General features: G+C 68.7%; 17 protein-coding genes and 1 pseudogene. 8 read left to right on the top strand and 10 right to left on the bottom strand.

Annotated features, from left to right (window positions below; genetic code table 11):
• Nucleotides 1-3 precede the first annotated feature (3 nt).
• From fdhF to ROZ37_RS18745, 4 genes are all read right to left on the bottom strand, one after another.
• Nucleotides 4-2,964: a formate dehydrogenase subunit alpha gene (fdhF, locus tag ROZ37_RS18760; RefSeq protein ID WP_312661662.1), complete on the bottom strand. Its 2,961-nt coding sequence runs from the start codon at nucleotides 2,962-2,964 to the stop codon at nucleotides 4-6.
• Nucleotides 2,961-4,667, bottom strand: coding sequence for an NAD(P)H-dependent oxidoreductase subunit E (locus tag ROZ37_RS18755; RefSeq protein ID WP_312661661.1), 1,707 nt, complete (start codon nucleotides 4,665-4,667; stop codon nucleotides 2,961-2,963). The genes fdhF and ROZ37_RS18755 overlap by 4 nt, the downstream gene beginning before the upstream one ends.
• Nucleotides 4,668-4,871: 204 nt before the next feature.
• Nucleotides 4,872-5,768, bottom strand: a complete 897-nt coding sequence (locus ROZ37_RS18750; RefSeq protein WP_312661656.1) for a LysR substrate-binding domain-containing protein — start codon at nucleotides 5,766-5,768, stop codon at nucleotides 4,872-4,874.
• Between the two features lie 176 nt (nucleotides 5,769-5,944).
• Nucleotides 5,945-6,430: an OmpA family protein gene (locus ROZ37_RS18745; RefSeq protein ID WP_312661655.1), complete on the bottom strand. Its 486-nt coding sequence runs from the start codon at nucleotides 6,428-6,430 to the stop codon at nucleotides 5,945-5,947.
• Between the two features lie 301 nt (nucleotides 6,431-6,731).
• Between ROZ37_RS18745 and ROZ37_RS18740 the strand changes: the two genes are divergently transcribed.
• The gene (locus ROZ37_RS18740) at nucleotides 6,732-7,403 is read left to right on the top strand and encodes a transglutaminase family protein (protein ID WP_312661653.1); all 672 of its coding nucleotides are present in this window, start codon (nucleotides 6,732-6,734) and stop codon (nucleotides 7,401-7,403) included.
• Between the two features lie 203 nt (nucleotides 7,404-7,606).
• On the opposite strand, the gene pip is transcribed toward ROZ37_RS18740, so the two are convergent.
• The gene (gene pip / locus ROZ37_RS18735; protein ID WP_312661651.1) at nucleotides 7,607-8,599 is read right to left on the bottom strand and encodes a prolyl aminopeptidase; all 993 of its coding nucleotides are present in this window, start codon (nucleotides 8,597-8,599) and stop codon (nucleotides 7,607-7,609) included.
• Nucleotides 8,600-8,803: 204 nt separating this feature from the next.
• Here pip and pqqA point away from each other — a divergent pair, with 204 nt between their 5' ends.
• From pqqA to pqqE, 5 genes are read left to right on the top strand one after another with little or no spacing between them, the layout of a single operon-like run.
• Nucleotides 8,804-8,878, top strand: coding sequence for a pyrroloquinoline quinone precursor peptide PqqA (pqqA, locus tag ROZ37_RS22135; protein WP_076601006.1), 75 nt, complete (start codon nucleotides 8,804-8,806; stop codon nucleotides 8,876-8,878).
• Between the two features lie 54 nt (nucleotides 8,879-8,932).
• Nucleotides 8,933-9,847, top strand: a complete 915-nt coding sequence (pqqB, locus tag ROZ37_RS18725; RefSeq protein ID WP_312661645.1) for a pyrroloquinoline quinone biosynthesis protein PqqB — start codon at nucleotides 8,933-8,935, stop codon at nucleotides 9,845-9,847.
• Nucleotides 9,848-9,891: 44 nt separating this feature from the next.
• On the top strand, nucleotides 9,892-10,707 hold the full coding sequence (pqqC, locus tag ROZ37_RS18720) for a pyrroloquinoline-quinone synthase PqqC (RefSeq protein WP_312661642.1): 816 nt from the start codon (nucleotides 9,892-9,894) through the stop codon (nucleotides 10,705-10,707).
• Nucleotides 10,704-10,979, top strand: a complete 276-nt coding sequence (gene pqqD, locus ROZ37_RS18715; RefSeq protein WP_312661638.1) for a pyrroloquinoline quinone biosynthesis peptide chaperone PqqD — start codon at nucleotides 10,704-10,706, stop codon at nucleotides 10,977-10,979. Before pqqC ends, pqqD begins: the two co-directional genes overlap by 4 nt.
• A 10-nt stretch (nucleotides 10,980-10,989) precedes the next feature.
• Nucleotides 10,990-12,138, top strand: coding sequence for a pyrroloquinoline quinone biosynthesis protein PqqE (pqqE, locus tag ROZ37_RS18710; protein WP_312661635.1), 1,149 nt, complete (start codon nucleotides 10,990-10,992; stop codon nucleotides 12,136-12,138).
• A gap of 123 nt (nucleotides 12,139-12,261) precedes the next feature.
• Here the strand turns inward: pqqE and ROZ37_RS18705 are convergent, their stop codons facing one another.
• Together ROZ37_RS18705 and ROZ37_RS18700 are read right to left on the bottom strand one after the other, a co-directional pair.
• Nucleotides 12,262-12,720, bottom strand: a complete 459-nt coding sequence (locus tag ROZ37_RS18705) for a pyrimidine dimer DNA glycosylase/endonuclease V (protein WP_312661633.1) — start codon at nucleotides 12,718-12,720, stop codon at nucleotides 12,262-12,264.
• Between the two features lie 195 nt (nucleotides 12,721-12,915).
• Complete coding sequence (locus ROZ37_RS18700; protein ID WP_312661627.1) at nucleotides 12,916-14,082, bottom strand: mandelate racemase/muconate lactonizing enzyme family protein; 1,167 nt, start codon at nucleotides 14,080-14,082, stop codon at nucleotides 12,916-12,918.
• 107 nt (nucleotides 14,083-14,189) lie between these two features.
• On the opposite strand from ROZ37_RS18700, the gene ROZ37_RS18695 reads away from it, so the two are divergent.
• Nucleotides 14,190-15,104, top strand: a complete 915-nt coding sequence (locus tag ROZ37_RS18695; RefSeq protein WP_312661625.1) for a LysR substrate-binding domain-containing protein — start codon at nucleotides 14,190-14,192, stop codon at nucleotides 15,102-15,104.
• 159 nt (nucleotides 15,105-15,263) lie between these two features.
• Nucleotides 15,264-15,710 carry an SRPBCC family protein gene (locus ROZ37_RS18690; RefSeq protein WP_312661623.1) on the top strand — a complete coding sequence of 149 codons (447 nt, stop codon included), beginning with the start codon at nucleotides 15,264-15,266 and terminating at the stop codon, nucleotides 15,708-15,710.
• A 60-nt stretch (nucleotides 15,711-15,770) separates the two neighbouring features.
• Here ROZ37_RS18690 and ROZ37_RS18685 read toward each other — a convergent pair whose 3' ends face one another.
• From ROZ37_RS18685 to ROZ37_RS18675, 3 genes and pseudogenes are all read right to left on the bottom strand, one after another.
• Nucleotides 15,771-16,367, bottom strand: a complete 597-nt coding sequence (locus tag ROZ37_RS18685; RefSeq protein ID WP_312661621.1) for an NAD(P)-binding domain-containing protein — start codon at nucleotides 16,365-16,367, stop codon at nucleotides 15,771-15,773.
• A gap of 192 nt (nucleotides 16,368-16,559) precedes the next feature.
• Nucleotides 16,560-16,877 (bottom strand): hypothetical protein, encoded by a 318-nt coding sequence (locus tag ROZ37_RS18680; RefSeq protein ID WP_312661620.1) that lies wholly within the window; start codon nucleotides 16,875-16,877, stop codon nucleotides 16,560-16,562.
• Between the two features lie 199 nt (nucleotides 16,878-17,076).
• Nucleotides 17,077-17,318: pseudogene (locus ROZ37_RS18675) on the bottom strand (transposase domain-containing protein); the annotation flags it as partial.

The following is a 17,318-nucleotide window of genomic DNA, read 5'->3' as shown; positions in this document are numbered from 1 at the left end:
GAGTCAGGCGGCGACCGCGCTTTCCGCGCCGAGGCGCACCGCGCAGAACTTGAACTCCGGGATCTTGCCGAACGGGTCGAGCGCGGGCTGCGTCAGCAGGTTCGCGGCCGCTTCGACGTAGCAGAACGGCATGAACACCGAACCGCGCTGCACGACCGTGTCGGCCCGCGCTTCGAGCGTGATCGCGCCGCGGCGGGTTTCGAGCCGGACGCGCGCGCCGGATGCGAGGCCCTGCGCGGCGAGGTCGTCCGGATGCACCGAGCACCACGGCAGCGGTTCGAGCGCGTCGAGCACGTCGGCGCGGCGCGTCATCGAGCCCGTGTGCCAGTGTTCGAGCACGCGGCCGGTGATCAGCACGAGCGGGTAATCGGCGTCGGGCAGCTCGGCCGCGGGCAGCGGCGCGACCGCGACGAAGCGCGCGCGCCCGTCCGGCGTCGGAAAGCTGCCCTCGAACAGCACCGGAAACGACGGCCCGTCCTCGCTGAACTTCGGCGCGACGACCGCGCGCTCGGCTTCGAGCTGCGCCCACGTGATGCCGGCGTAGCTCGGCAGCGCACGCCGCAGTTCGTCGAAGATCTCGTGCGGGCCGGCGTAATTCCACTCCAATCCGAGACGCTGCGCCACCTGCTGGATGATCCACCAGTCCGGCCGGGCATCGCCCGGCAGCGGCAGCACCGGCTGCGAGAGCTGCACGAGACGGTCGGTGTTCGTGAAACTGCCGGTTTTCTCCATCAGGCTCGAGGCCGGCAGGATGACGTCGGCGAGCATCGCGGTCTCGGTCAGGAAGAGGTCCTGCACGACGAGGTGCTCGAGGCCGCCGAGTGCCCCGCGCGCGTGCGCGAGATCGGGATCGGACATCGCCGGGTTCTCGCCTTCGATGTACATACCGCGGATTTCGCCCGCGAGCGCGGCGTCCATGATCTCGACGACCGTGAGACCGGGCTTGTCGGAAAGCGGCGTGCCCCACAAGGCCTCGAACTTCGCGCGCACCGCCGGGTCGGCGACGTGCTGGTAGTCCGGGAACATCATCGGGATCAGCCCCGCGTCGGACGCGCCCTGCACGTTGTTCTGGCCGCGCAGCGGATGCAGGCCGGTGCCGCGGCGGCCGATCTGGCCGGTCATCAGCGCGAGTGCGATCAGGCAGCGCGAGTTGTCGGTGCCGTGGACGTGCTGCGACACGCCCATGCCCCAGAAGATCATGCTGTTCGGCCCCTTCGCGTAGAGCCGTGCGACTTCGCGCGCGGTCTCGGCCGGAATTCCGGTGATCGCCTCGACGCGCTCGGGCGGGAACGCGAGCGCCGCATCGCGGAACGCGTCGAAGCCGATCGTGCGCGCGGCGATGAACGCGTCGTCGGTCAGGCCTTCCTCGATGATCACGCACGCGAGCGACAGCAGCAGCGTGACGTCCGCGTCGGGGCGGAACTGCAGGAAGCGGTGCGCATGGCGCGCGAGCGGCGTCGCCCGCGGGTCCATCAGCACGAGCTTCGCGCCCCGCTCGGCGGCGTTCTTCATGAACGACGCGGCGACCGGGTGGTTGGCCGCGGGGTTCGCGCCGATCACGACGATTACGTCCGCGACTTCGACGTCGCGCACCGGGTTCGACACCGCGCCGGAACCGATGCCTTCGAGCAGCGCCGCGACCGAAGACGCGTGGCACAGCCGCGTGCAGTGGTCGACGTTATGCGTGCCGAAGCCCGCGCGGACCAGCTTCTGGAAGAGGTAGGCCTCCTCGTTGCTGCCTTTCGCCGAGCCGAAGCCCGAGAGCGCGTGCGGACCGTGCTGCGCCTTGACGCGTGCGAGGCCGGCCGCGGCGAAATCCAAGGCTTCATCCCAGGTCGCCTCGCGGAACGCCGCGAGCGGGTTCGACGGGTCGAGGTCGACCGCTTTCGGAATGCCCGGCTTGCGGATCAGCGGCTTCGTCAGGCGGTGCCGATGCTGCGGATAGCCGAAGCCGTAGCGCCCCTTCACGCACAGCCGCCCGGCGTTCGCCGGCCCGTCGCGGCCTTCGACGTGGATGATCTTCGCGTCCGCGCCGTCGCCGGCGACGTGGTACGCGACCTGACAGCCGACGCCGCAGTACGGGCACAGCGAGTCGATCGGACGCAGCTGCGCACGGGGTTCGACCGCGATTTTTTCGACTTCCGCCGAGGCCGCGAACGCTTCTACAGACACGATTCCGGCCACCGCCCCGGCGCCCGTCGCCGTATCAAATTCAAGCTTCACGGCGACTGTCTCGAAGGACGTCGCTTCGGCCAGGCCGCCGGCCGGGCTTTCGGGCTGAGCAGGCACGGACGCGTCGCTGGGCGAATGCTCGGCAGCAGCCGCGTAGAAATCCGCGAGCGCGGCCGGCAGCAGCGCGCCGGTCGGGCAAGCCTGCACGCATTCGCCGCAACCGACACAGGTGGACGTGCCCATCGGGTCGCCGAAGTCGAAGACGATCGCGGTGTCGGCGCCGCGGCGGGCGAGGCCGATGACGTCGTTGACCTGCTCCTCGCGGCAGGCGCGCACGCAGCGCGTGCACTGGATGCACGCGGCGAGGTTCACCGCGATGCCGGGATGGCTGCGGTCGGGCGCGGGGTTCGCGCGCGGGGCGAAGCGGGATTCCGCGACGCCGAGTTCGTCGCACCAGTGCGTGAGCTCGGAGTCCGGTTTCTCGGCGTCCGCCGGGACGTCCGCACGCAGCAGTTCGAGCACCATGCGCTGCGACGCGCGCGCGCGTTCGCTCGCGGCCTTCACCTTCATGCCGGGTTTCGGCGCGCGACAGCACGACGGCGCGAGCACGCGCTCGCCGTCGATCTCGACGACGCACGCGCGGCAGTTGCCGTCGGCGCGCATGCCTTCGGTATAACAGAGGTGCGGGATGTCGACGCCGGCGCGCTGCGCGGCCTGCAGGATCGACTCGCCGGGGGCGGCCGGAATCTCACGGCCGTCGAGCTCGAAGCGGATCAGGTCGGCGGCGTTCATGCGGTTTCCTCCTTCGCGGCGGGCTCGGTCGTCGGCGCACCGACTTCGTGTGCGAAAAAGCGCAGCACCGATTGCATCGGGTTCGGCGCGGCCTGGCCGAGCCCGCAGATCGACGCGTCCATCATCGCCCGCCCGAGTTCGGTCAGCAGTCCGGCATTCCACTCCGGCGCCTTCATCAGCTCCGCGGCCTTCGCCGTGCCGACGCGACACGGCGTGCATTGGCCACAGGATTCGTGCGCGAAGAATTCCATCGCGTTCTCGGCCAGGAGGCGCGCCTCGTCGTGCTGCGAGAACACGACGATCGCCGCCGAACCGATGAAACAGCCATGCGGAGCGAGGGTGTCGAAATCGAGCGGCACGTCGGCGAGCCGCGCCGGCAGGATGCCGCCCGACGCGCCGCCGGGGAAATAGCCGTACAGCTCGTGGCCGGGCAGCATGCCGCCGCAGTGCTCGTCGATCAGTTCGCGCAGCGTGATGCCGGCGTCGGTGACGACCACGCCCGGCTTCGCGACGCGGCCGCTGACCGAGAAACTGCGCAGCCCCTTGCGACCGTTGCGCCCGAAATTCGCGAACCAGTCCGCACCGCGCTCGACGATGTCGCGCACCCACCACAGCGTCTCGAGGTTGTGTTCGAGCGTCGGCCGCCCGAAGAGGCCGACTTCGGCGACGTAAGGCGGGCGCAGCCGCGGCATGCCGCGCTTGCCTTCGATCGATTCGATCATCGCCGACTCCTCGCCGCAGACGTACGCGCCGGCGCCGCGACGCAGCTCGATCGGCGGCAGGTCCGGCCACTCGGCGCGCACGCGGGCGAGTTCGTCGGCGAGCAGGCGCCGCAGCGCCGGGTATTCGTCGCGGGTGTAGATCCAGATGCCGGCGATGCCGACGACGCGCGCGGCGATCAGCATGCCTTCGATGAAGCGGTGCGGGTCGGTCGCGAGGTAGTGGCGGTCCTTGAACGTGCCGGGCTCGCCTTCGTCGATGTTCACCGCCATGTTGCGCGGCGCCGGTTGCGCGGCAACGGTGCGCCACTTGCGCGCCGACGGAAAGCCCGCGCCGCCGAGGCCGCGCAGGCCGGCGCCGTCGAGCGCGGCGACGATGGACTCGGGGTCGCGCTCGCCGCTCCTCACGGCTTCCCACAGCCGGTAGCCGCCCGCCGCGCGGTAAGCGTCGAAGCGGATCGCGTCCGGCAGCGGCTCGTCACGCTCGCCACTCGCGACGACTGCGGCGACCTTGTCGGCATCGGCGTTCAACACCGGCTTCTGCCCGACGACCGCGACCGGCGCGCTGTCGCAGCGGCCGACACAGGGCACGCGCTGCACGCGCACGTCGGCGCCGAGGCGGGTGGCGAGCGACGCTGCCAGTTCGGCGCCGCCGGCCATCGCACAGCCGAGCGAGTCGCAGACGCGCACCGTCAGCGCAGGCGGCGCCTCGCCCCCCGCTGGCACGAAATCGAAATGGTGGTAGAAGGTCGCGACCTCGAACACTTCGGCGCGCGCGAGCTTCAGCGCTTCGGCGAGCGCGGCGAGGTGGTCCGCGAAGAGCGCACCATGCGCGTCCTGCAGGCGGTGGAGGTATTCGATCAGCCGGTCGGCGCGCGGCGCGATGCCGGCGTCGAAGTCCGGCGCAAGCGCCGCGGCGGCCGCCGCATGGGCGGATTCGGGGAGCGGCTGGCGCACGCGGCCGCGGTCGGGATTTCTTCGCATAGTAGGATTCCCGCGCAAAGAGGGCCGCGATCACGCGCCGCGGCGATGGGACTCAACGATAGTGCGGTTGGCGGCACGCGCAAAGCGGAATCTGCCGAAGGTCCGTTCGCTTTTTCCGAACGTCCGCGCGCCAGTCCGCCGAATTTCGATGCCCGGCGAACCTTGCGCCGCCGCTTCGCCCCTGCACCGGCGAGGGCGCGGCGCCTACGTACCCGACGCGTAGCCTGACAAGCTGCGAGCCGCGTCGAGCAGCGCGTCGACGAGCGGCGAATTGGGCTCGCGGCGCAAGGTCACGAGGCCGGTCTCCCACGCCACCGAGGGCTTCACGAGCGGCAACGCACGCAGCCCGTTCGGCGTGCCGACGAGACCGAGCACGCTGCGCGGCAGGATCGTCGCCCAACGCCCGGTGCGCACGTGCGCGAGCAGGCTCAGGATCGAGTTCGTCTCGAGGCTGACGTGCGGCGTGCATTCGAGGCTGTCGAACACGCGATCGATCGTCCGGCGGTTCTGCATGTCGCGCGACAGCAGGCACAGCGGCCGGCGCGCGGCCGTCGTCCATTCGATCTCGTCGCCCGGGGCCGGCGCGGACTCGGCGGTCACGAACACGAGCTTCTCGCGCCACAACGCAAAGTACTGCAGGTCCGCCGCGTCGGCCGACTGCGCATAGACGACGCCCGCGTCGAGCTCGAAGCCGCGCAGCCCGGTGAGGATCGCCTGCGTGCTCGCCGAACCCACTTCGATCGCGACCGCCGGATGCGCATCGGCGAACGCCCCGGTCAGCGACGCGACGACCGGCAGCGCGGTCGGGATCACGCCGATTCGCAGCGGCCCGCGCAGCCCGTCGCGCAGCATCCCGAGCTCATGCCGCAGATCGTCCGCCCCCGCGGCGATGCGCTTCGCATGTTCGACGACGCACTCGCCCTCAGCCGTCAGCCCCGCGAAGCGCTGCCCGCGTACGACCAGCGCGACGCCGAGCTCGTCCTCGAGATCGCGAATCGCGGCCGACAGCGTCGACGGTGACACGTGACAGCTCGCCGCCGCCTGACCGAAATGCCGTTCACGCGCGAGCGCGAGGAGATAGAGGTATTTGCGGGCGATCATGGCGGGAAATGCGAAGGCAGCGCGGCATACGGGTTAGGAACCACCGTACTGTACGCGCGCGGGGCCGGCGAAGACATCGTTTGCGCAGATCGGCGCGTCATCGCCCGGCCTAAGCGAGGAACGTAAAAAAGCCGGGGAGTCCCCGGCTGATTCGTGCGCTGCGGAACGGGTTCCGCTTACTGCACGCGCACCTCCACGCGACGCGCCTCGGCGGCATCACCGCCGCCCAGGGTCACTGCCGGACGGCGCAGCAGCACACGCTCGGCTGGCACGCCTGCGGCGAGCAGCGCCTCGCGCACCGACAGCGCACGGTTCTTCGACACTTCGGCGTTCACCGCGGCGCCGCCGGTCTCGTCGTGGAAGCCCGACAGCAGCGCCTTCTTCTCCGGCGCAGCCTCCAGCTCGGCGACGACGATCGCCACGTCGGCGGCCGCGTCCGCGGGCAGCGCGGTTTCTCCGACGCCGAAATAGAACTTCACCAGAGGTTCGCCGATTTCCACGACTTCGACGAATTCACCGGTCACCGTTTCCGCAGTCGGCGCCGCATTGGCCGCACCCAGCTTCCAGGTCGCGATTCCGATGACAAGCGCGATCACGAGCGCTATGACTCCGAAGAGAACACCGATGACGACGTTGAGTTCGCCGTCTTCCTGATCGAACATGGTCCTAAGCTCCAGTCATGAAGTTGTCCGCATACGCGGGGTCGGGCGAGAGTTTAGCCCAATCTCGTTCGGGTTTTGTCGCGAAGCATGGAATGGACGGATGGCGGGCCGAGCCGATGGAAAACGCGAGCTGAGCGAAGTTTGTTTCCATTTTTCACGATTCGGCGGATTCCGCGGAAACAGCAAAGCGCCGCTTGTCGCCCATCTTCTCGCCAACCGCTGCCCGTCGTGAGCCGCAATGTTCCGTGCTATGTTGCCTCGCGAATATTCCCCCAGATTCCAGGCCTCACGGAGCTTAACGATGAACGATGTGAACCTGTCGCCGACTGCGCTGATCGACAGCGACCACCCCGAAGTCCTTGCCTTCGCGCGAACGCACTGCCGCGGCAACGACGTCCGCGAACGCGCGGTGTCGCTGTACTACGCCGTGCGCGACGGCTTTCGCTACGACCCCTATCGCATCGACTTGTCGGAAACCGGGATGAAGGCGAGCAGCGTCATCGCCTCCGGGGCCGGCTGGTGCGTGCCGAAAGCGACCTTGCTGGCCGCGGTGTGCCGCGCAGCGGGAATTCCGGCGCGGCCGGGTTACGCAGACGTGCGCAACCACCTCAGCACCGAGCGCATGCGTCAGACGTTCGGAACTGATCTGTACCGCTGGCATGGGTACACCGAAATCCTGATCGACGATGTCTGGCACAAGGCGACGCCGGCCTTCAACCTCGCGCTGTGCGAGCGCTTCGGCCTGCTGCCGCTGGAATTCGACGGCCGCAGCGACTCGATCTATCACACCTTTGACCGCAGCGGGAACAAGCACATGGAATATGTGCACCAGCGCGGCCCCTTCCCCGACGTGCCGTTGTCGCAGATCGCCGCGGATTTCCGCACGCACTACCCGGTGTGGCTCGAACAGGCCGGGCAGCTGAGGGCGGAGGATTTCCTCGCGGACGTGGAAATGGAAAACCAGCCCGCGTAGCTGGAATCAGCGGACATCGGGCCAGAGCGGTTTCTCTCCGGCGACGACATCACGTCGGAGCGAATCCGGACCTGCTCCCCGTTTGCCACCCGCGGCTCGATGTCCGGATTTTGAGCACCCGCAGTCACGCGCCGCTTTCGCCGACGACGCTTGAACGGAAATCGGGCTCGCACGCATAAATTCGGGCCCGTTTTCGATCCGGTTCAGATCCGGTTACCCCGTCGCTCGGACGCCAGCTCACCCAGCGCGTCGACGAACACCTGCTGCATCGAGGCCGCGAACGGGCTGTGCCCCGCGTTCGCGACGATCTGCAGCCCGGCGTGCGGCACCGCGCGGTGCAGGCGCCGGGCATTGTCGACGCGGCAGACGAGGTCGTCGGCGCCGTGAAGGATGACCACCGGCAGAGTGTCGAGCGTCGCGGCGAGTTCGAGGACGCGCGGCTCGCCGAGAAAACACTGCCGGCGCAGGTAATGCGCCTGCACCCGGTATTTCGCGAGTAGCGCCGCCTGCGCGTCCGCGTCCGGAAACTGCGGCAACGTGACCGCGGAGCCGCCGTCGAGCGTCGCCTCCCACTGCATCCAGCGGCGCACCGCTTCGGCCGCGCCCCTGTCGTCGTCTCCGAGCACGACGTCGAACAGGCGATCCGCGAGGACGCGATCGCGATCGCCCGGGATCGAGCGCTCGAACGCCTGCCACGCTTGCGGGAACAGGGCCGCGGCGCCGCCGAAGAACCAGTCGAGGTCCGCGGGACCGGTCAGGAAGACGCCGCGCAGGACTGCGCCGATGCAGGCTTCGCGATGTGCGGCGGCGTACGCGACCGCGAGTGCGGCACCCCAGGAGCCCCCGGTGACGAGCCAGCGCGCGACACCGAGATGGCGTCGCAGCCGCTCGATGTCGGCGACGAGATCGGCGGTCGTGTTGTGCGCGCGTTCCCCGCGCGGCGTGCTGCGCCCGCAGCCGCGCTGGTCGAAGAAGACGATGCAAAAGCGCTCAGGGTCGAACAGCTGCCGCATGCGCGGCGAACACCCGCTGCCGGGGCCGCCGTGCAGCACGACCAGCGGCAGGCCATGCGGGTCGCCGCACTGCTCGAAGTAGATCGCGTGGCCGTCGCCGACAGGCAGCCACTCGCGTCGCCACGGTTCGATCGGCGGAAAGGGCGGCGACGGCGTGCGAGCGGACTGAGAAATGGCGGGCATGCGCGGATCCTAGCGCAATCGCCGGACCGGCAGACGTCAGCGCCGGAGCGCAGATACGCCAGCCCGTATCTCATGAAAATCGCGAGGCGAAATTCACCGCTTTTGCGATCTGCGTCGGGGCGCGCGCAGCGCATGCTGTGTTGCGGCCCGGCAACGCGCCGAAGCCGCTTGCAAAACCCCACAGACGACATAAGGAGACGGCTCATGAAATGGGAAACCCCTTCGGCCTGCGATTTCCGCTTCGGCTTCGAAATCACGATGTACATCGCGACGCGCTGAGCGTTCGCGGCACGGTCCGCGGTCGCGGGTCCGTGCCGACGTGAGGAGGCGGACGTGAAGATCAGGGTGCTCGGCTCGGCGGCGGGAGGCGGATTCCCGCAGTGGAACTGCAACTGCCGCAACTGCGACGGGCTGCGGCGCGGGACGGTGCGCGCGCAGGCGCGGACGCAGTCGTCGATCGCGGTGAGTGGCGACGACGAGAACTGGGTGCTGTTCAACGCGTCGCCCGACGTGCTGCAGCAGATCCGCAGCTTTCCCGCGTTGCAGCCGGCGCGCGCGCTGCGCGACACGGCGATCCGCGCGATCGTGCTGATCGACGCACAGATCGATCACACGACGGGCCTGCTGATGCTGCGCGAGCATCGCTCGCCGCATCAACTGTGGTGCACCGCCGAGGTGCGTGAGGACCTGTCGGCAGGCAATCCGCTCTTCGGCGTGCTCGGCCATTACTGCGGCATCGACTGGCACGCTGTGCCGTTCGACGGACGATTCGCCATCGACGGCGCCCCGGGCATCGCGTTCGAGCCGCTGCCGCTGACGAGCAACGCGCCGCCGTACTCGCCGCACCGCGACCAGCCTCGTCCCGGCGACAACATCGGCATGACCCTCGTCGATGCGAAGAGCGGCCGGCGGGTGTTTTACGCGCCGGGGCTCGGCGAGATGGAGGAACACGTCTGGACGGCGATGCAGGCGGCCGACTGCGTGCTCGTCGACGGCACCTTGTGGACCGACGACGAGATGATCCGGCTCGGCGCGTCCCGGAAGACCTCGCGCGCGATGGGTCACCTGCCGCAGTCGGGGCCGGGCGGGATGATCGAGTGGCTCGACCGTCTGCCCGCAACGACGCGCAAGGTGCTGATCCACATTAACAACACGAACCCGATCCTCGACGAGGAAAGCCGCGAGCGGGCGGAGCTCGCCGCGCACGGCATCGAGGTCGCGCACGACGGCATGGAGCTGTCGTTCTGAGCGCGCGCCCCGTCAGGGCCGGGCTGCTGGAAGGAGAGAACACGATGGATTTCGACGTCGCAATCGAGGACGCGGCCGCACGAGCTTTCACCGCCGATGCGCCACCGTTGAGCCGCGAGGAATTCGAGGTCCGCCTGCGCGGCAAGAGCGCGAGCTACCACATCCATCACCCGTTCCACGTGATGATGGCCGAGGGCAAACTCACGCGCGCGCAGCTGCAGGGCTGGGTCGCGAACCGCTTCTACTACCAGATCGCGATCCCGGTGAAGGACGCGGCGATCATGTCGAATTGCCCGGACCGCGAGATCCGCCGCGAGTGGATCCAGCGCATCCTCGACCACGACGGCTACGCTCGGTTGGGTGACGCCGGCGGCATCGAGGATCCGGGCGGCATCGAGGCGTGGATCCGGCTCGGCGAGGCGGTCGGGCTCACGCGCGACGATGTCACGTCGCTGCGTTTCGTGGTCCCGGCGGCGCGTTTCGCGGTCGATGCCTACGCCAATTTCGCGCGCCAGCGGCCGTGGCAGGAAGCGATCGCGTCGAGCCTGACCGAGCTCTTCGCGCCGCACATCCACCAGCAACGCATCGACACCTGGCCCGACCAGTATCCGTGGGTCGATCCGGCCGGCCTGCAGTATTTCCGCAACCGCCTGACGCAGGCGCGGCGCGACGTCGCGCACGGGCTGCGCTTCACGCTCGACTACTTCAGCCGCAGCCGCGCATTGCAGGAACGCGCATTGGAGATCCTGCAGTTCAAACTCGACGTGCTGTGGGCGCTTGCCGACGCGATCATGTTGAGCCAGTGCGAGATCGAGATCCGCGGCGAGAAGCGGCCGCAGCCGGCAGGAGCGCGCTCATGAGCACCCCGCTCGCGACCGACCCCGCGCCGCGCGTGTCGCGCCGCTTCCGTCTGCAGTGGGAAGACGCGCAGCAGGCGTGGGTGCTGCTCTACCCCGAGGGGATGGTGAAGCTCAACCAGAGCGCGGGCGAGATCCTGCGCCGCTGCGACGGCAGCCGCAGCGTGCCCGAGATCGTCGCCGAGCTGGAGCAGGCGTTCGATGCGAGCGGACTCGCCGACGACGTCACGCAGTTCCTCGAACTCGCGCGCCGTCAGCAGTGGATCGAACGCTAGGGGGATCGACGTGACCGCGCCAAGTCCTGCTGCGCCGCCCGGCCCGCCGCTGTGGCTGCTGGCCGAACTCACCTACCGCTGCCCGCTGCACTGCGCGTTCTGCTACAACCCGGTCGAGTTCGCGGCGAGCGGACCGGAGCTCCCGACCGACGACTGGTTGCGTGTGCTGCGCGAAGCGCGCGCAGCCGGTAGCGTGCAATGTGGCTTCTCCGGCGGCGAGCCGCTGCTGCGCGACGACCTCGAAGTCCTCGTCGCCGAAGCGCATCGGCTCGGCTTCTACACGAACCTGCTGACCTCGGGCGTCGGCCTCACTACCAAGCGCGCGGCGGCGCTGAAGGCCGCGAATCTCGACCACATCCAGCTGTCGTTCCAGGACTCGACGCGCGAGTCGAACGACTTCCTGTCGCACACGCGCACCTTCGACCTGAAGCAGCGCGTCGCCGCGCTGATCAAGGACAACGGCTGGCCGATGGTGATGAACTGCGTGATCCACCGGCTGAACATCGACTACGTCGATCGCATCATCGAGATGGCGATCGAGCTCGGCGCCGAATACCTCGAGCTCGCAAACAGCCAGTACTACTCGTGGGCGCTGCTGAACCGCGACCAGCTGCTGCCGATGCGCGCGCAGCTCGAACGCGCCGAGCGCGTGACGAACGAGTACCGCGAGAAATACGGCGACAAGATCCGCATCTTCTTCGTCGTGCCCGACTACCACGAGAAGCGGCCGAAGAAATGCATGAACGGCTGGGGCAACGTCTTCCTGACGGTCACGCCCGACGGCACCGCGCTGCCGTGCCACACCGCGAAGATGCTCCCCGGGCTCGCGTTCCCGAACGTGCGCGAGATGGGCGTGCGCGAGATCTGGTACACATCGGAAGGCTTCAACCGCTACCGCGGCGACGCCTGGATGAAGGAGTCGTGCCGCAGCTGTCCCGACAAGGAAAAGGACCTCGGCGGCTGCCGCTGCCAGGCCTACCTGCTCGCGGGCGACCCGGCCGCGGCGGACCCGGTGTGCGAGAAGTCGCCCGCGCACGCGGTCGTGCTCGAAGCGCTCGCGCGGGCCGAGTCGAAGGGGGACGCGCCGACGGGGAGAACGGCGCCGCTGATATTCCGCGACCCGGCCACCTCGCGCCGCCTCGCCGCGGACGGGGGGTGAAGGGCAAGCGGAATCCGGTTTTCAATTCGGCCGCTGCCGGCCCGCTCTCCCGGCGATCGTCGCCGGCAACGCGCGCATCGCGGACGATGCGCCATTGCCACGCGCCACATCGGCTGGCCGGCCTCATTTCGCCCGGCGTGCCCCCGGGCCGTCGAGCGGTCGCTCCCAAGGCTCGATCTGCCCCGGACGGACGACGAACAGCGGATGACATTCCGGCCCATCGCAATTCCGCCACCGTTCGTGGAGCGGCGGATTGCGTGGGGCGAGCTTCTGCAGCAGATGTCGCCACTCGTACGCGATCTGCCCGTCCGTGACCGGCAGTTTCACGGCCATTTCGACGGCGCCGATCTTGCTGCGGTCGAACGAGTAGCCACGGACGACGGCCTCGGCATGCACGGACGCGAGATACGCGTCCATCGCGCAGACCGGGTCCGCGTCGCTGCGGAAGCGGTCCAGCTGCGGATGATTGCGGTAGCCCTTCGTCTCGCCGCGCAGCACCGCGCGGGCGAGCAACGCTTCCCGCCACAGCGCGACCAGACCTTGCGGGTCGAGATACTTCGGATGCAACGACCAGAGCCGCATGACGGGACCTGACGGGGAGGGGAGAAACCCGCGATTCTATCTGCGCTCCCGCCCTGTTTTTTCGATGCGATCAACGCTGCGCCGGTCTCGCCGGGAAGACCGCGGGCCGCCGTCGGCCCGTTCAGCCGCGGCCGGCTTCGGTCGGCTGCAACCAGCGAGAGCGGTGGGGTCGCCGGCGGCCCGGTCGCACCCCGCTCAGGCGGACAGCGCCTGCATCTCGCGGTACAGATCGGCCTTGCCTTCGAAGCCGATGCCGGGCAGGTCGGGCAGCGTGACGTAGCCGTTGTCGACCTTCACGCCGTCGGGGAAGCCTCCGTAAGGCTGGAAGAGATCCGGGTAGCTCTCGTTGCCGCCGAGGCCGAGGCCGGCGGCGACGTTCAGCGACATCTGGTGGCCGCCGTGCGGGATGCAGCGGCTCGCGGACCAGCCGTGCTCCTTCAGCATGTCGAGCGTGCGCAGGTATTCGACCAGGCCGTAGCTCAGCGCGCAGTCGAACTGCAGCCAGTCGCGGTCCGGGCGCATGCCGCCGTGGCGGATCAGGTTGCGCGCGTCCTGCATCGAAAACAGGTTCTCTCCGGTCGCCATCGGGTTCCGGTAGTAGTTGCGCAGCGTCGCCTGCAGCTCGAAGTCGAGCGGGTCGCCAGCTTCCTCGTACCAGAAGAGGTCGTACTGCGACAGCGCCTTCGCGTACCGGATCGCGGTGTCGAGGTCGAAGCGGCCGTTGGCGTCGACGGCGAGCTTCTGGCCGTTCTGCAGCACGCCGAGGATCGAGTCGATGCGCCGCAGGTCCTCGTCGAGCGACGCACCGCCGATCTTCTTCTTCACGACCGTATAGCCGCGGTCGATATAGCTGCGCATCTCGTCCTTGAGCTTCTCGTGGTCCTGACCCGGGTAGTAATAGCCGCCCGCGGCATAGACGAAGATCTTCCGGTTGGGCTGGCCGTCGCCGTAGCGGTCCGCGAGGAGCTGGAACAGCGGCTTGCCTTCGATCTTCGCGACCGCGTCCCACACCGCCATGTCGATCGTGCCGATCGCGACCGAGCGTTCGCCGTGGCCGCCGGGCTTCTCGTTCGTGAACATCGTCGCCCAGATCCTGTGCGGATCGAGGTTTTGGCCGCTGGCGTCGAGCAGCGATTCCGGTTTAGCCTCCAGCACGCGCGGGATGAAGCGCTCGCGCATCAGCGTGCCCTGGCCGTAGCGGCCGTTCGAGTTGAAGCCGTAGCCGACGACCGGCTTGCCGTCGCGGATGACGTCGGTGATGACGGCGACGAGGCTCAGTGTCATCTTGCTGAAGTCGATGTAGGCGTTGCGGATCGGAGAGCTGATCGGGACGGTCTTTTCGCGGATTTCGACGATCTTCATGGGGGCTCCTGAGAGGCTGCGAGAGGTTCGACGCGGATCATCCGTGCGTCCGCTTCCCCGCGCCAATGCCGTTTTTTTCGCTTTTCATGCGCTGTAGGCATCGCCCGATGACCCCGATGAACCTGTCCTGGCTCGACGACTTCCTCGCGCTCGCCGCGAGCGGCAATTTCTCGCGCGCCGCCGACGAGCGGCACATGACTCAGCCCGCGTTCAGCCGGCGCATCCGCGCGCTCGAGGAATGGGTCGGCACCGAGCTCTTCGACCGCTCGCGCCAGCCGACGCAGCTCACCGAGGCGGGCGAATGGTTCCGCGGCACCGCGGAGGATCTGCTCGCGCGCGTCGCCCGTGTGCCGGCGGAAGCGCGCGCGGTGGCCGAAAGCAGTGCCGCCACACTGCGCTTCGCGGCGACACATGCGCTGTCGTTCACCTTTCTGCCGGGCTGGTTGCGGACGCTCGAATCGCGGCACGCAATGGGGTCGGTGCGCCTCGTCTCCGACGTGCTGCAGCGCTGCGAGGCGATGCTGCTGCACGGCGAAGTGCAGTTCGTGCTGAGCCACGCGCACCCGCAGGCGCCGGGCGCGCTGCAGGCGCAAGGCTATCCGTCGCTGCGGGTCGGCGACGACCGCCTGGTGCCGGTGTCGGCGCCCGATGCGAGCGGGCACGCGCGTCATTCGCTCGTCGCCGACGCCGTGGGACGGCCGGTGACGCTGCTGAGCTACAGCCCGGAAGCCGGCATGGACCGGCTGCTGCACGAAGTGCTCGGCCCGGCGCTGGCACGACTGCCAACGCAAAGCGTGTTCGCGACGCAACTGTCGTCGGTGCTGCGCACGATGGCGCTCGACGGGCGCGGCATCGCATGGCTGCCGCAGAGCCTCATCGCGGAAGACGTCGCCGCGGGCCGCCTCGTCGAGGCCGGGCCGCGCGAGTGGTGCATCCCGATGGAAGTGCGGCTCCACCGCGACCGCGCGCCGTTGGGCAAGGCCGGCGAGGACTTCTGGACTGCGGTCTGCGCCGCGGCGTGAGCCCGAGCGCAGAGAGGTGGCCGTGGCGGTCGGGGCATCGCTTCGCTCAGTCCGATCCACGCGCGGATTCCCTCGATCGCCCGTGCTTTCCGTCAATACGGCCTAAGGTGTGAACAGGGGCGGGAACAGCCCCGATTCAACCCGACGAAAGGAGAGAACATGCCTACCGGTACTGTCCGCCTGCATCGCGTGCTGCGCGCGAAACCCGAAAAGATCTACCGTGCCTTTCTGGACGCCGAAGCGCTCGCGCGATGGCTGCCTCCCAACGGCTTCACCTGCAAGGTCGAGCGGCTCGATGCGAAGGAGGGAGGCAGCTTCAGGATGGCCTTCAGGAATTTCGGCACCGGAAACGGCCATTCCTTCGGCGGCACCTATCTCGAACTCGTGCCGAACCAGCGCATCCGCTACACGGACAAGTTCGACGACACGAAGCTCTCCGGCGAAATGATGACGACGGTCGATCTACGGGAAGTCGTGTGCGGTGCCGAATTGACCGTCGTTCAGGAAGGCATTCCCGAGGCGATTCCGACCGAGCTCTGCTACCTCGGCTGGCAGGAGTCGCTGGAGCATCTGGCGCGGCTGGTCGAACCGGAGATTGCGGACTGAATCGCCCGCGTCTTCGCCCGCTCGCATTCCCGATGCGGGCGACAAGCAACCGAAGGCCGTTCAGGCGCTTCCATACTTGGTCTCGACTTCGACCCCCATCGCCTTGAGCATCGCGGTGGGCAGGATGCCGCCCGCGCAGACGATGACCGTGTCGTTGTCGAGCGCAAGCCGCTCGCCCTTGTGGTCGAGAGCGACCCGACGCTCCTCGACGAGCGCGATGGTCGAGTTCAGCACCACGGTCAGGCGCCCGTCGCGCTCGGCCTCGGCGAGGCGGTCGCGGTTCTTCGGCTTGACGCGCCCGAAGGCGTCGCCGCGGTAAGACAGCGTGACCCGCGTATCGGGCTCGGCGGCGAGCGACACGGCCGCTTCGATCGCGCTGTCGCCGCCGCCGACGACCAGCACCGCCTGGCCGCGGTACTGCTCGGCATCGGTCAGGCGGTACACGACCTTGGGCAGATCTTCCCCCGGCACGCCCAGCTCGCGCGGCGTGCCGCCGCGGCCGAGCGCGAGGAGCACATTGGCGCTGCGGTATTCGGCGCGGTTGGTGCGCACGACGAAGCCCTTGTCGAGCGGCGTCACCTGCTCGACGCGTTCGTTGTAGTTCACCGGCATCCTCACGCGGTCGGCGGCAGCCTGCCACAGGACTCGAACCCGCACTACGACTTCAACGACGCCTGCCTCGCGCGCGGCGCGGCATTTAGCGCTTTTTCGGCCGCAGTCGCAGCCGACTCCCGACCTCGGCCGTGTAGCACCTGAGTACGAAAAGGTAAGCTGAGAACCCGATTCTGTTCCTTCGCCACGCCCCCGTTCGAGGACGCACGAATGAAACGGTACGCCGGGCTGTTTCTGCTATCCGTCGCGATCCTCACGGGAGGCTGCGCGCTGCCGCAGACTTTCGAACAGCGGGTGTTCGAGCGGGACGGCGTTTCCGCGATCCACGCGTCGCGATACGCCGGCGATCCGGAAAACCCGATCGACGATCTGTGGATCGACGTGCGCGTCGCATCCCCGTTCGAGATCCGGCTGCCCGACGGGGAGTGGGTCGCGCCGCAGAAGATGACCGCCGCAACGCTGGCGCGCCATGGATTCGAGCTCACCGTGATCGGCGGGCGCGATTACGCCTTTTGGCACCCGCCGTTCAGCGCCGGCGCCCTCGCCGGACGTCACCTCGCCCTGCGCTTCGACCTGGATGCGAACGGGCGCGCAACTGCGGTAGCGCTGAATGCGTGCGGCTGGGCGCTCGACGCCGCGCTGCGAACACCCGATGGCCGGCACGTGTTCGGCTTCCCGATAGCGGTCGCGGACCTCGAAACCCTCTTCGGTGCGACCTCGGTAAGCCCCCGGCGAACCCGTCTTGCCGTTTCGCTCAGGTGCAGACGGCCGGCTGCCAGCGATGCGGCAGCAACTCCCCGATCTTGCTGTAGGGCTGCGTCGGCAGCCGTTCGAGCACATCCTTCAGGTACGCGAAAGGGCTCGTGTCCGTTGAGCCGTGCGGACTGGATCAGGCTCATGATTGCAGCGGCACGCTGGCCCGCCCGCAGGCTCCCCGCGAACAGCCAGTTCTTGCGCCCGAGCGCAATCGGCCGGATCTGATTCTCGATCCAGTTG

It is taken from the genome of Aromatoleum sp., from assembly GCF_032027225.1.
Taxonomy (GTDB): Bacteria; Pseudomonadota; Gammaproteobacteria; order Burkholderiales; family Rhodocyclaceae; genus Aromatoleum.
The sequence above is the reverse complement of the archived record's forward strand: the minus strand, read 5'-3'. Positions and strand labels throughout refer to the sequence as shown.

Bases quoted from the DNA above. Each gene is read 5' to 3' on its own strand.
- ROZ37_RS18695 (WP_312661625.1), top strand. From the start codon at position 14,190: ATGACCCCGATGAACCTGTCCTGGCTCGACGACTTCCTCGCGCTCGCC.
- ROZ37_RS18700 (WP_312661627.1), bottom strand. From the start codon at position 14,082: ATGAAGATCGTCGAAATCCGCGAAAAGACCGTCCCGATCAGCTCTCCG.
- ROZ37_RS18740 (WP_312661653.1), top strand. From the start codon at position 6,732: ATGAACGATGTGAACCTGTCGCCGACTGCGCTGATCGACAGCGACCAC.
- ROZ37_RS18745 (WP_312661655.1), bottom strand. From the start codon at position 6,430: ATGTTCGATCAGGAAGACGGCGAACTCAACGTCGTCATCGGTGTTCTC.
- pqqD (WP_312661638.1), top strand. From the start codon at position 10,704: ATGAGCACCCCGCTCGCGACCGACCCCGCGCCGCGCGTGTCGCGCCGC.
- ROZ37_RS18750 (WP_312661656.1), bottom strand. From the start codon at position 5,768: ATGATCGCCCGCAAATACCTCTATCTCCTCGCGCTCGCGCGTGAACGG.
- ROZ37_RS18755 (WP_312661661.1), bottom strand. From the start codon at position 4,667: ATGCGAAGAAATCCCGACCGCGGCCGCGTGCGCCAGCCGCTCCCCGAA.
- pqqC (WP_312661642.1), top strand. From the start codon at position 9,892: ATGGATTTCGACGTCGCAATCGAGGACGCGGCCGCACGAGCTTTCACC.
- fdhF (WP_312661662.1), bottom strand. From the start codon at position 2,964: ATGAACGCCGCCGACCTGATCCGCTTCGAGCTCGACGGCCGTGAGATT.
- pip (WP_312661651.1), bottom strand. From the start codon at position 8,599: ATGCCCGCCATTTCTCAGTCCGCTCGCACGCCGTCGCCGCCCTTTCCG.
- ROZ37_RS18690 (WP_312661623.1), top strand. From the start codon at position 15,264: ATGCCTACCGGTACTGTCCGCCTGCATCGCGTGCTGCGCGCGAAACCC.
- ROZ37_RS18705 (WP_312661633.1), bottom strand. From the start codon at position 12,720: ATGCGGCTCTGGTCGTTGCATCCGAAGTATCTCGACCCGCAAGGTCTG.